The 12,191-nt window shown below is 63.2% G+C and carries 9 protein-coding genes; 1 reads left to right on the top strand and 8 read right to left on the bottom strand.

Annotated elements, in window-relative coordinates; genetic code table 11:
* Window positions 1-6: 6 nt before the first annotated feature.
* Window positions 7-3,912, bottom strand: coding sequence for a phosphoribosylformylglycinamidine synthase (gene purL / locus PG897_RS02180; protein ID WP_024941379.1), 3,906 nt, complete (start codon window positions 3,910-3,912; stop codon window positions 7-9).
* A gap of 149 nt (window positions 3,913-4,061) precedes the next feature.
* Between purL and mltF the strand changes: the two genes are divergently transcribed.
* Window positions 4,062-5,552 carry a membrane-bound lytic murein transglycosylase MltF gene (gene mltF, locus PG897_RS02175; RefSeq protein ID WP_270828727.1) on the top strand — a complete coding sequence of 497 codons (1,491 nt, stop codon included), beginning with the start codon at window positions 4,062-4,064 and terminating at the stop codon, window positions 5,550-5,552.
* Between the two features lie 77 nt (window positions 5,553-5,629).
* On the opposite strand, the gene PG897_RS22550 is transcribed toward mltF, so the two are convergent.
* From PG897_RS22550 to ispG, 7 genes are all read right to left on the bottom strand, one after another.
* On the bottom strand, window positions 5,630-5,818 hold the full coding sequence (locus PG897_RS22550) for a hypothetical protein (RefSeq protein ID WP_024941378.1): 189 nt from the start codon (window positions 5,816-5,818) through the stop codon (window positions 5,630-5,632).
* A 90-nt stretch (window positions 5,819-5,908) separates the two neighbouring features.
* Window positions 5,909-6,142: a zinc ribbon domain-containing protein gene (locus PG897_RS02170; protein WP_010634287.1), complete on the bottom strand. Its 234-nt coding sequence runs from the start codon at window positions 6,140-6,142 to the stop codon at window positions 5,909-5,911.
* 109 nt (window positions 6,143-6,251) lie between these two features.
* Entirely contained in the window at window positions 6,252-7,751 is a 1,500-nt protein-coding gene (der, locus tag PG897_RS02165; protein WP_005299803.1) for a ribosome biogenesis GTPase Der, read from the bottom strand.
* A gap of 74 nt (window positions 7,752-7,825) precedes the next feature.
* Window positions 7,826-9,010 carry an outer membrane protein assembly factor BamB gene (bamB, locus tag PG897_RS02160; RefSeq protein WP_010634288.1) on the bottom strand — a complete coding sequence of 395 codons (1,185 nt, stop codon included), beginning with the start codon at window positions 9,008-9,010 and terminating at the stop codon, window positions 7,826-7,828.
* Entirely contained in the window at window positions 9,003-9,653 is a 651-nt protein-coding gene (locus PG897_RS02155; protein ID WP_010634289.1) for a YfgM family protein, read from the bottom strand. Before PG897_RS02155 ends, bamB begins: the two co-directional genes overlap by 8 nt.
* 3 nt (window positions 9,654-9,656) lie before the next feature.
* Window positions 9,657-10,934 carry a histidine--tRNA ligase gene (gene hisS / locus PG897_RS02150; RefSeq protein ID WP_017765907.1) on the bottom strand — a complete coding sequence of 426 codons (1,278 nt, stop codon included), beginning with the start codon at window positions 10,932-10,934 and terminating at the stop codon, window positions 9,657-9,659.
* Between the two features lie 138 nt (window positions 10,935-11,072).
* Window positions 11,073-12,188, bottom strand: a complete 1,116-nt coding sequence (gene ispG, locus PG897_RS02145) for a flavodoxin-dependent (E)-4-hydroxy-3-methylbut-2-enyl-diphosphate synthase (protein WP_024941377.1) — start codon at window positions 12,186-12,188, stop codon at window positions 11,073-11,075.
* Window positions 12,189-12,191: the final 3 nt, after the last annotated feature.

Below are 12,191 nucleotides of genomic sequence, written 5' to 3'. Positions count from 1 at the left end.
GCAGGCTTAGCCCAGACGAACCCGGGCATTGCGGAACATCCGCATCCAGGCGCCATCCTCGCCCCAGTTGTCCGGGTGCCAGGAGTTGGCCACGGTGCGGAACACCCGCTCCGGGTGCGGCATCATGATGGTGGCGCGACCATCCGTGGTGGTCACGGCGGTGATGCCGTCCGGCGAGCCGTTCGGGTTGGCCGGGTACTGCTCGGTCACCTGACCGCGGTTATCCACAAAACGCAGCCCCACCAGGCCACTGGCTTGCAACGACGCCAGGTGAGCGGCATCACGCACCTCCACTCGCCCTTCCCCGTGAGATACGGCGATCGGCATCATGGAGCCTGCCATGCCTGCGAAGAAGGCGGACGGGGAGTCCTGTACTTCCACCAGGCTGAAGCGGGCCTCGAAGCGCTCGGAGCGGTTGCGCACGAAGCGCGGCCAGAGATCGGCGCCCGGGATCAGCTCGCGCAGGTTGGACATCATCTGACAGCCGTTGCAGACACCCAAGGAGAGCGTATCGCCGCGCTCGAAGAAGCGCTGGAACTGCTCGCGGGCCCCCTCGTTGAACAGGATGGACTTGGCCCAGCCTTCGCCCGCCCCCAGCACGTCGCCGTAGGAGAAGCCACCGCAGGCCACCAGGGTCTGGAACTGCTCCAGCTTGATACGGCCTTCGAGGATATCGCTCATATGCACGTCGACGGCGGTGAAGCCGGCGCGGTCAAACGCCGCCGCCATCTCCACGTGGGAGTTGACCCCCTGCTCGCGCAGCACCGCCAGACGGGGGGAGACCCCGCGGGCAATATAGGGTGCCGCCACGTCCTCGGTCGGGTTGTAGCTGAGCCTGGCCTGCAGGCCTGGATCGGCTGCGTCCTGACGGGCGGCATGCTCCTGATCCGCGCACTCTGGGTTGTCGCGCAGACGCTGCATCTGCCAGCTGGTCTCGCCCCAGATGGTACGCAGGGCAGTGCGGCTGGCGCGATAGACCTCCTGACCAGCCCGCTGCAGGGTGATGAGATCCCCCTCGCGCACCGTGCCGAGCACGTGGGAGCAGGCCGCCAGACCGTGACCGGCCAGCAGGGTCATCACCGCTTCCTTGTCTTCACGACGCACCTGGATGACGGCCCCCAGCTCCTCGTTGAACAGGGCCGGCAACAGCTCGCCGCCGATGCGATCCAGTTGCAGGTCGAGGCCGCAGTGACCGGCGAAGGCCATCTCCACCAGGGTGACGAAGAGGCCACCATCGGAGCGATCGTGGTAGGCAATCAGCTTGCGATCGGCCACCAGCACCTGGATGGCGTTGAAGAAGCCCTTGAGCTGGATCGGGTTGTCCAGATCCGGCGCCTTGTCGCCCAGCTGGCGATAGACCTGGGCCAGGGCGGAGGCGCCGAGGCGCTGCTTGCCGTTGCCAAGGTCGATGAGGATAAGGTCGGTTTCACCGAGATCGCTGCGCAGTTGCGGGGTGACGGTGTTGCGCACGTCTTCGACCCGGGCAAAGGCAGAGATCAAGAGGGAGAGCGGCGAGGTGACGCTTTGCTCCTTGCCATCCTGCTGCCAGCGGGTCTTCATGGACATGGAGTCCTTGCCCACCGGGATGGTGATGCCAAGGGCCGGGCAGAGCTCCTCGCCCACCGCCTTGACCGCCTCGTAGAGACCGGCATCTTCGCCCGGGTGACCGGCTGCGGCCATCCAGTTGGCGGAGAGCTTGACCCGCTTGAGCGATCCGATGTGGGCCGGCGCCAGGTTGGTCAGGGCCTCGGCTACCGCCATACGAGCGGAAGCCGCATGAGAGAGCAGCGCCACCGGGGTGCGCTCGCCCATGGACATGGCTTCACCGTGGTAGCTGTCGTAGGTGGCGGCGGTGACGGCGCAATCGGCCACCGGGATCTGCCAGGGGCCGACCATCTGGTCGCGGTTGACCAGACCGGTCACGCTGCGATCGCCGATGGTGATGAGGAAGGATTTCTCCGCCACGGTCGGCAGACGCAATACCCGCTCGGCGGCGTCGCCGAGGGTGATGCCATCCAGTTGCAGTGCCTTGCCCTGGGCCGGCAGACTCGCTACGTCGCGGTGCATCTTGGGGGTCTTGCCCAGCAGCACGTCCAGCGGCAGATCGATGGGATGGTTGTCAAAGTGCTGGTCGGAGAGGGTCAGGTGTTTCTCTTCGGTGGCGCTGCCGATGACGGCATAGGGTGCACGCTCACGCTCGCACAGCGCCTTGAACAGCGGCAGCTTCTCTTTGGCCACCGCCAGTACGTAGCGCTCCTGGGATTCGTTGCACCAGATCTCCAGCGGGCTCATGCCCGGCTCGTCGTTCGGGATGGCACGCAAATCGAAGCGACCGCCGCGATCGCCGTCGCTCACCAGCTCAGGCATGGCGTTGGAGAGGCCACCGGCGCCCACGTCGTGAATGAAGACGATGGGGTTGTCGTCCCCCAACTGCCAGCAGCGATCGATCACCTCCTGGCAGCGGCGCTCCATCTCGGGGTTGTCACGCTGCACCGAGGCAAAGTCGAGATCTTCTGCCGACTGACCGGAGGCCATGGAGGATGCGGCGCCGCCGCCCAGACCGATGTTCATGGCCGGGCCGCCCAGCACGATGAGGGCAGCCCCGACCGGGATCTCCCCTTTCTGGACGTGCTCGCTGCGGATGTTGCCGATGCCGCCCGCCAGCATGATGGGTTTGTGGTAGCCACGCACCTCGACGCCATTGTGGCTCGGTACCTCCTCTTCGAAGGTACGGAAGTAACCGAGAATGGCCGGACGGCCGAACTCGTTGTTGAAGGCGGCGCCGCCAAGCGGCCCCTCCTGCATGATGTCAAAGGCGCTGACGATGCGGCTCGGCTTGCCGAAATCCTGCTCCCAGGGCTGCTCGAAACCGGGGATGCGCAGGTTGGAGACGGAGAAACCAACCAGGCCCGCCTTGGGCTTGGCGCCACGGCCTGTCGCACCCTCGTCGCGGATTTCGCCGCCGGAGCCGGTGGCGGCGCCCGGGAAGGGGGAGATGGCGGTTGGGTGGTTGTGGGTCTCCACCTTCATCAGGATGTCGACCTGCTCCTGGTGGTACTGGTATTCGCCGTTGGCGGGGCTCGGGAAGAAGCGGCCACCCTGGCTCCCTTCCATCACCGCAGCGTTGTCTTTATAGGCAGACAGGACATGATCCGGCGTCTGCTCGAAGGTGTTCTTGATCATCTTGAACAGCGACTTGGGCTGTTGCTCACCGTCGATGGTCCAGTCGGCGTTGAAGATCTTGTGGCGGCAGTGCTCGGAGTTTGCCTGGGCAAACATGTAGAGCTCGATGTCGTTGGGATTGCGACCCAGCCGGCTGAAGTTCTCCACCAGGTAGTCGATTTCGTCGTCGGCCAGCGCCAGACCCAGTGCCACGTTGGCCTCGGCCAGGGCGGCGCGGCCACCGGCCAGCACGTCCACCTGGGTGAAGGGGCGCGGCTCCAGATGGGCAAACAGGGCGGCGGCCTCGTTCATCTCGCCAAACACCGTCTCCATCATGCGGTCGTGCAGCACGGCGGCCACGTCGGCGCGCTGGGCAGCGCTCAGCTCACCCTTGGCCTGCACGTAATAGGCGATGCCGCGCTCGAGCCGCTTGACCTGATTCAGGCCGCAGTTGTGGGCGATGTCGGTTGCTTTGGAAGACCAGGGGGAGATAGTGCCGGGGCGGGGGGTAACGAGAAACAGCTGACCGCTGGGGGTGTGTTCGGGGATGGTCGGGCCGTAGCGCAGGAGCTGGCCCAAGGTCGCTCGCTCCGGGGGCGACAGCGGGCTCGAGAGCTCGGCGAAGTGCACATATTCGGCATAGACATCCTCTATCTCTACTCCTCTCTCCTGTTTCATCTGCGCGAAGCGTTGCAGCAGTTTTTGGACACGAAACTCAGACAGTGCGGGGGCACCACGCAAGATATCCATATGACCTTTCTCACCAAGTGTTGAAGTGGGGGGGAATTGAGACGCGCGTATTATAGGGATCAGGCCGACGGCGGACAAACGTTTTTCTTGTTTTGCCAAGTGTGACTCGGTCCACACTCTCTGGTATAAAGGTGCCTCTTTTTTGACAAATGCCGATTTTTTCAACAAGGGTACTCACCTACTTGCGCTGCATTTTTCGACTGTTTATCGGGCTGATGTTGCTGCTGACCCTGGTCGGTTGCGACTTCTACACCCCCTCCAGCCAGCTGGAGCAGATCCGCCAGCGGGGCGAGATCCGGGTTGGCACCATCTACGGCCCCACCTCTTATTACCAGCGTGACGACACCGCCCAGGGGTTCGATTACGAGCTGGCGAAAAGCTATGCCGACTGGCTGGGGGTCAAGCTGACCATAGTGCCTGTCTACTCCACCGCCGAGCTGGTGGACCTGCTCAAGAAGGGCAAGCTCGATCTGGCCGCGGCCGCCATCGTCATCACCCCGGAGCGGCGCCAGCTGTTTCGCTTCGGCCCCGGCTTCTACCAGGTCTCGCCCAAGCTGGTCTATCGCAACGGCTCCCCCAAGCCCAGGGACATCGGCGATCTCAAGGGCAACATAGTGGTGCCTGCCGGCTCCACCGGGGAGGATCTGCTCAAGGAGCTGGCCAAGCAGCACCCCAACCTCAAGTGGAGCACCAACCGGGACGCCGACGTGGAGGAGCTGCTCAAGCAGGTGGCCGACGGCAAGATTGACTACACGGTAGTGCAGGATACCGTGCTGGCCCGTACCCAGCGCTACTACCCCGAACTCACCGAGGGGATGACGCTGGCCAAGAACCAGACCGTGGCCTGGGCCATGACCAAGCTGCCGGACGACAGCCTCTACGCCAGCATCATCGACTTCTTCGGCCAGCTCTTCATGGATGGCGCCATCGCCAAGCTCGACGAGAAGTACTTTGGCCACGTGCAGAATTTCGACTTCGTCGACACCCGCACCTTCCTGCAGCGGGCCAAGAGTCTGCTGCCCAAGTACCAGGATCTGTTCAAGACCCACGCCAACCTGGTGGACTGGCGCCTGCTGGCCGCCATCAGCTATCAGGAGTCCCACTGGGATCCGGAGGCCCGCTCCTACACAGGGGTGCGTGGCATGATGATGCTGACCGAGCCCACCGCCAAGGCGATGGGGGTCAACAACCGGCTGCACCCGGAGGAGAGCATCAAGGGGGGCGCCCGTTATCTCGAGCAGATGATGGCGAAGGTGCCCGCCTCGGTGCCCGATGACGAGAAGGTGTGGTTTGCCCTCACCGCCTACAACATCGGCTACGGCCACATGATGGATGCCCGCCGCCTGACCAAGGAGCTCGGCAAGAATCCGGACGCCTGGAGCGACGTAAAAGAAGTGCTGCCGCTGCTGCAGCAGTCGCGCTGGCACCGCAAGGTGCGCTACGGCTATGCCCGCGGCGGCGAGGCGCGCAACTACGTCAACAACGTGCGCCAGTACTACCAGAGCCTGCTCTGGCTCGACAACGAGCAGCAGAAGGCCCATCGCCGCGAAGAGCTGGATGAGGATGACAGCAGCGAGCCGACCAGCGCCGAACGTCCCACCGTCATTGCCGAAGTGGTCAAGCAGATCACCCTGCGCTGATCCCTGTTGACAGGTTTGTTTTTCGGGTGGTTTCTCTGTTACCATCCGACCACACCGGAGCCTATCCGAATCTGTTTTTATCGCGCCATTTCATCCACTTGCACTCGGATGACAGCACTTTCAGATAGGCTCCCATCATCACCCAAGGCCGGGATGGCCACCCCATGGGAGGAGACCAAGATGCGAGCTCGCAGAAGAACGACACTGGTCAAGAAGACAAGGTGCGGCTGGAGCCCCAGACGCAAGCTCAAGCTCAACGAGATCAAACGCAAGATATGGCGCCGAAACCGCTCCTTCACCTTGCTGATAGCAGAGCACACAGCATAAACCCGGCATTAGCCGGGTTTTTTATTGCCTCAATTTTCCGTCAGCGGGCTCACCTCGAAGAGCACTGCCCGCTTCGACACCAGGCTGTTGCAGTGGTTGCAGAAGTAATCCACCGCGCCGCAGGCCTTGAGCCGCTCCAGCTCCTGCCGGCAGGTCGGGCAGAGCGCCCGGATCTGGTAACGGGCCTGGCACTGACCACAGGTAGTCTCGCGGCTGCGGCTGTCCAGCTCGCCCTGGCAGGCAGGGCAGACAAGTTGACTCATGGTTGACTCCTTGCAAAGTGAATGTGTACTGGGCGACCCCACTGCACATTCCCCTCCCCTTCAATAGACCACTAGAAAAGCGACTGCCGGTGAGGGCAGCCGCTGGGCCTTATTTCTTGGCTTTGGCCTTGAGCAGGCGCTTGCGCTGGCGCTCCTGGCTCAGGGTCAGGGTGTTCTTCTTGCCCTCGAACGGGTTGACCGACTCCTGGAACTCGACTCGAACCGGCGTCCCCATGATCTTCAACGACTTGCGGAAGTAGTTGATGAGGTAGCGCTTGTAGGAGTCCGGCAGGTCGTTGAGCTGGTTGCCGTGGATCACGATGCGCGGCGGGTTGTAGCCACCGGCGTGGGCGTACTTCAGCTTGACCCGGCGACCGTTCACCATGGGCGGCTGGTGGTCTTCCTGCGCCATCTGCATGATGCGGGTCAGCATGGCGGTGCTGGTACGGCGGGTGGCGGACTGGTAGGCCTCCTGGATGGATTCGAACAGGTGGCCGACGCCGCTGCCGTGCAGGGCGGAGATGAAGTGCACGCGGGCGAAGTCGATGAAGCCCAGACGACGATCGAGCTCGTTCTTGACGTCCTCTTTCACCTTCTGATCCAGACCGTCCCACTTGTTCACTACCAGCACCACGGAGCGGCCGGTGTTGAGCACGAAACCGAGGATGCTGAGATCCTGATCGGTGATGGTCTCCTGGGCGTCGATCACCAGCAGGCAGACGTTGGCATCTTCAATCGCCTTGAGGGTCTTGATGACGGAGAACTTCTCCACCGTCTCGTGCACCTTGCCGCGACGACGCACGCCGGCGGTGTCGATGATGACGTACTTCTGCTCGTCGCGTTCCATCGGGATGTAGACGGAGTCGCGGGTGGTGCCCGGCATGTCATAGACGATGACCCGATCTTCACCCAGCATGCGGTTGGTCAGGGTCGACTTGCCGACGTTGGGACGACCGACGATGGCGAACTTGATTGGCAGGTCGGCGAACGGGGTCTCCTTTGTGTCCTCCTTGGTGTCGAGTTCACCGGCAGCCACCATGCGCAGCAGGGCCTCTTCGTCGAAGTCTTCCTCTTCTTCATCCAGCTCGGCTTCTTCGCCGGCGGCTTCGACCAGGGTCTCCAGATGGGGGGCCAGTGCCAGCTCGAGCAGGCTCAATACGCCGCGACCGTGGGCGGCCGCCATCTGGTAGACCTCGCCCAGGGCCAGACCGTAGAACTCGGAGACGGCGGAGTCGCCGTCGATGCCGTCGGTCTTGTTGGCCACCAGAAACACCTTCTTGTGGGTCTTGCGCAGGTGCTCGGCGATGGCCTGATCCGCCGCGGTCAGACCGGCGCGGGCATCCACCATGAACAGCACCACATCGGCCTCTTCGATGGCCAGCAGGGACTGCTCGGCCATCTTCAGCTCGATCCCCTCTTCGGTGCCGTCGATACCACCGGTATCCACCACGATAAATTCCAGCTCGCCCAGCTTCGCCTGGCCATATTTGCGATCCCGGGTCAGACCGGGGAAGTCGGCCACCAGGGCGTCCCGGGTACGGGTCAGGCGGTTAAACAGGGTGGATTTCCCCACGTTGGGGCGGCCCACCAGGGCTACTACAGGAGTCATAAAAGCCTCATTCTCAAGACGACAAAGGCTCCGGGTCCGAAGACCAGGAGCCGGATATTCACATTATCGGGCGATCAGGGACGCTTGACAGCGTACAGCTTGCCGCCACGGCTCTGCACATACAGGGTGTCACCGTCCACCAGGGGGGCGGCGTACAGACCACTGCTGTCGAGCTGCTGCATGGCCTTGATGGACCCGTCGGTCCGATCCAGCCAATACAGGTAACCTTCCACATCGCCGACCACCACATAGTCACCCATGATGACGGGGGCGGTCACGGTGCGGTTTTCCAGCTGGGTGTTGGACCACAGCTCGAGACCGTTGCGACGGTCGACCGCAAACAGATGGCTGCGGCTGTCGGTCAGCACGATGGCATTGCCGGTCACCGCCATGTCGCGGTAGCCGGAATACTTGCGCTTCCACACTTCGTCTCCGCTCATCAGCTTGCGCGCCATCAACTGGCCATTATACGCGATGGCATAGAGCTCATCGCCGGCGATGAGCGGCGTGGCATCCACGTCCACCATGCGGTCGAGCTCGGTGGCGCCGCGCGGGTCGGCCACCTTGGACTGGCGCACCGGCTGGCCGTTGCTCAGCAGGGCGATGCCCACCTTGCCATCGGCGCGGCCGTACAGCACGGCGCCGTTGGTGATGATGGGGGCACCGGCGCTGCGCAGGGTCAGCGGCGGCTGCTCTTCCGCCAGGGTCCACTGCAGCTTGCCCTCGTCGGTATCAAGCGCCACCAGGCGACCCGAGGTGGTCAGTACCACCACCCGGCCATCCTCGACGGCGGGGCTCGCCACCACTTCACCCGGTACCGTGGTCTGCCACAGCACTTCCCCGTTCTCTTCGTTCAGGGCGTAGACCACCCCGTTCTCGGAGCCCAGGAACAGCTTGCCGTAGCGGGAGACCAGGCCACCGGAGAGGCGGGCGCTACGCTTGTCGGCGTTGATTGGCAGATCCGCCAGATCGACGCTCCACAGCTCCTTGCCGCTTTCGCGGTCAAAGGCGGTGACATCACCGTCGCGGGCCGCCGCATAGATGCGCTCCTCTTCCACCACCGGCTTGAGCTGGGAGTAGAAGTCACCGATGCCGTCACCCACCGAGGAGGACCAGGCGGTATCGGCCGTGAACGCGGACTCGACCTTGGGCAGCGGGGCCATGGGGTTGAGATCCTCTTCCGAACTGAACAGGGAGCAGCCCTGCAGGGCGAAGGAGACCGCAGCCCCCAACGCCACCATCTTGAACAGATTACGCATCCGGAGCCTCACCCGTGGTCACCGCTGGCAACGCCAGATCGTCCATCTTCAGCTTGAGCTCGGCGCTGCTCTGCAGACCGCCGGCATCGGCCGCCGCCTGATAGGCATCGCGAGCCTCTTCGCTCTTGCCCTGCTTTTGCAGGATGTCGCCGCGCACTTCGGCCACCTGGGCCTTGAAGGCGTCGTTGTTGATCTTGCCAAGCTGGGCCAGCGCTTCATCGGCCTTGCCCTGATCGTTCAGCACCCGGGCCAGACGCAGTGCGGCGATAGGACGAATGCTCTCGTCACCACTGGTAGCCACCTGGGTCAGCTGCTCGGCAGCCAGATCCAGCTTGTCCGCCTTGACCGCGGCCGCCGCCAGTTGCAGCGCCGCCAGCTCGGCGTAGGAGTCGCCCTTGTGGGCGCTGATGAAGCTTTGTGCCTGCTCGAAGCCGGCCGCGTCACCCTTGGCCAGCTGGGCGCTCATCTCGTTGTAAGCCTGGGAGGCGGCTTCCTGGGTGGTCTGCTGATGCTCGTTGTAGTAGCGCCAGCCAAAGAGTCCAACCAGACCGATAACAGTTCCTGCGATCACCGAGGTTCCGTTCTCTTTCCACCAGTTCTTGATGACCTCAACCTGTTGTTCTTCGGTGGTATAAACTTCCACAGCTTACTCTCCTTTCGCTGCCAGCAGGGCAATGGCGGCGTCGACCGTGACGGTCTGTTGCTCGGCCTGGCCACGCAGATATTTGATGGTGATCTCCCCGTTTTGCACCTCGGTCTCGCCAAGGATCAGGGCAATGGCCGCGCCGCTCTTGTCGGCACGCTTGAGTTGTTTCTTGAAGTTGCCGCCGCCGCAGTGGCTCATCAGGCGCAAATCAGGCAGGGCATCGCGCAGCCGCTCGGCCAGCTGGAAACCGGCCTGTTCAGTGCCCTCACCCACCATGCAGAGATAGACATCCACCGCCGGGCGGATGTCGGCATTGAGTTCGAGGGTTTCCAGCATCAGCACCAGACGCTCCATGCCCATGGCAAAGCCCACTGCCGGGGTCGGCTGACCGCCCAGCTGCTCCACCAGGCCGTCGTAGCGGCCACCAGCACAGACGGTGCCCTGAGCACCCAGGCTGTTGGTGACCCACTCGAACACGGTGAGGTTGTAGTAGTCAAGGCCGCGCACCAGACGCTCGTTCACCTCGTACTTGATGCCGGCAGACTCGAGCAGGCGCTTGAGCCCCTCGAAGTGGGCCAGGCTCTCTTCGCCCAGGTGATCAAACAGACGCGGCGCGCCCACCAGGATGGCCTGTACCTTCTCGTCCTTGGAGTCGAGCACCCGCAGCGGGTTGCTGTACATGCGGCGCTGGCTCTCTTCGTCCAGCTCGCTCTTGTACTGCTCCAGGTAGGCGACCAGCGCATCGCGGTAAGCGGCACGTTCGGCACTCTGACCGAGGGTGTTGAGCTGCAGGGTCACGTGTTCGCTGATGCCGAACAGACGCCACAGGCGGTGAGTCAGCATGATGAGCTCGGCATCGATGTCCGGCCCGTTGATGCCAAACAACTCGACCCCGAACTGGTGGAACTGGCGATAACGGCCCTTCTGGGGACGCTCGTGACGGAACATGGGGCCCATGTACCACATCCGGCGTTCCTGGTTGTAAAGCAGACCGTGCTCGATACCGGCACGCACGCAGCTGGCGGTCCCTTCCGGACGCAGGCTCAGGCTGTCGCCGTTGCGGTCTTCAAAGGTGTACATCTCTTTTTCGACCACGTCGGTCACTTCACCGATGGCGCGCTTGAACAGATGGGTCTGCTCGACAATCGGCATGCGCACTTCGCTGTAGCCATAGCTGGCCACGACCTGGCGCAGGATCTGTTCTACTTTCTGCCATACCGGGCTCTGCTCCGGCAGGCAATCATTCATACCGCGAATAGCTTGGATCTGTTTTGCCACGTTGATACTCGAGAAAAAGAGGTAAAATTTGGCCGCATTATAGGGATTTTCGACCCCGAGGTAAAATCAGGGTATTCCAATGCGGGATGTAAAATCAGCAACCTAAAGACAGGGCCACCCTGAGTGGCCCTTGGTTGCTCAACCCTCGTCCACCTGGATCTGGTTGGCCGGATCCAGCATGGCGGCCCGGGCGCGAATGCGGCGCTCCAGGGTCGGGATGAGATCCTTGTTGTCGAGCCGGTCGACCCGCTGGCCCGCTTCGTAGAAGGCGCTCTTGTTGGCCGCACCGGCGAGGCCCAGATCGGAGACCAGCGCCTCCCCCGGACCGTTAACCACGCAGCCGATGATGGAGACATCCATCGGAGTGATGATGTCTTCGAGCCGCTCTTCCAGCGCATTGACGGTGCCGATGACGTCGAACTCCTGGCGGGAGCAGGAGGGACAGGCGATGAAGTTGATGCCGCGGGAACGGATGCGCAGGGACTTGAGGATATCGAAGCCCACCTTGATCTCTTCCACCGGATCGGCCGCCAGCGAGATGCGCAGGGTGTCGCCGATGCCTTCGCTCAGCAGCATGCCCAGACCGATGGCAGACTTCACCGCGCCGGCGCGAAAACCGCCCGCTTCTGTGATGCCCAGGTGCAGCGGCTGCTCGATCTGCTTGGCCAGCAGGCGATAGGCGCCAACCGCCAGGAAGACGTCGGAAGCCTTGACGCTCACCTTGAAGTTGTCGAAGTTCAGGCGATCCAGATAATCCACATGGCGCATGGCTGATTCGAGCAGCGCCTCGGGGGTGGGTTCGCCATATTTTTCCTGGATGTCCCGTTCCAGCGAGCCGCCGTTGACGCCGATGCGGATCGGGATGTTGTAGTGGCGGGCGCAGTCGACCACGGCGCGCACCCGCTCCTCGTTGCCGATGTTGCCCGGGTTGATGCGCAGGCAATCGGCGCCGTATTCGGCCACTTTCAGGGCGATGCGGTAGTCGAAGTGGATGTCGGCCACGATGGGGATGCGGGTCTGCTGCTTGATGAGCTTGAACGCTTCCGCCGCCTCCATGGTGGGGACGGAGACCCGGACGATGTCGGCACCGACCCGCTCGATCCGCTGGATCTGCTCGACGGTGGCGGCCACGTCCGTGGTCTTGGTGTTGGTCATGGTCTGTACCGTGATGGGGGCATCGCCCCCGACCGGTACGTTGCCGACCATGATCTGCCTGGATTTACGACGAATGATGGGAGATTCGTGAGCGGACATGGC

Source organism: Aeromonas sp. QDB20, assembly GCF_027707805.1.
Lineage (GTDB): Bacteria > Pseudomonadota > Gammaproteobacteria > Enterobacterales > Aeromonadaceae > Aeromonas > Aeromonas dhakensis.
Note: the sequence above shows the minus strand (reverse complement) of the source record. Positions and strands in the feature narration are given on the sequence as shown.

Excerpts from the sequence above, each read along its gene's own strand:
- der (WP_005299803.1), bottom strand. The coding sequence starts at position 7,751 with ATGACTCCTGTAGTAGCCCTGGTGGGCCGCCCCAACGTGGGGAAATCC.
- ispG (WP_024941377.1), bottom strand. The coding sequence starts at position 12,188 with ATGTCCGCTCACGAATCTCCCATCATTCGTCGTAAATCCAGGCAGATC.
- PG897_RS02170 (WP_010634287.1), bottom strand. The coding sequence starts at position 6,142 with ATGAGTCAACTTGTCTGCCCTGCCTGCCAGGGCGAGCTGGACAGCCGC.
- mltF (WP_270828727.1), top strand. The coding sequence starts at position 4,062 with ATGCCGATTTTTTCAACAAGGGTACTCACCTACTTGCGCTGCATTTTT.
- purL (WP_024941379.1), bottom strand. The coding sequence starts at position 3,912 with ATGGATATCTTGCGTGGTGCCCCCGCACTGTCTGAGTTTCGTGTCCAA.
- bamB (WP_010634288.1), bottom strand. The coding sequence starts at position 9,010 with ATGCGTAATCTGTTCAAGATGGTGGCGTTGGGGGCTGCGGTCTCCTTC.